We start from the raw sequence: 407 nt of genomic DNA, 5'->3' as shown, positions 1-407 counted from the left end.
CTTCTTCTTCTTCTTCTTCTTCTTCTTCTTCTTCTTCTTCAAAAGAAAGAAAAAATAGAAAATAGAAATGGATGAATTTCTTTTTTCAGATTGCTCGCGGCATCCTTCTTATTAGTTTCTTCGCAAGACATCGAAGAATACGATTACGAAGAGGAATCTCCGGCGGCGCCATCGCCATCGCCATCGCCATCGCCTCCACATCAAAGAGGTCGATTGTCTCTTTTGTCGTCCAGGCAAAGCAAGGGACCAACTTTGATTGGAAATGCCAATAAAATTACCAAACCGACAGGAGTGAGTTTTTTTATTATTTTATTTTTCCCCTCCGGATTTTTCATCAGAAAAAAAAAATAGAATAGAAGAGATTTCGCCATTTCCAGCAATGGAATCCGGTTAACGAAATCGAGTCG

The 407-nt window shown here is 39.6% G+C and carries 1 protein-coding gene; it reads right to left on the bottom strand.

The genetic code is table 11. The features are described from left to right. Positions 1-200: 200 nt before the first annotated feature. On the bottom strand, positions 201-407 hold a 207-nt coding region (locus tag BG74_RS15080), incomplete at its 5' end, for a hypothetical protein (RefSeq protein ID WP_204376386.1).

It is taken from the genome of Sodalis-like endosymbiont of Proechinophthirus fluctus (genome assembly GCF_001602625.1).
Taxonomy (GTDB): Bacteria; Pseudomonadota; Gammaproteobacteria; order Enterobacterales; family Enterobacteriaceae.
The sequence above is the reverse complement of the archived record's forward strand: the minus strand, read 5'-3'. Positions and strand labels throughout refer to the sequence as shown.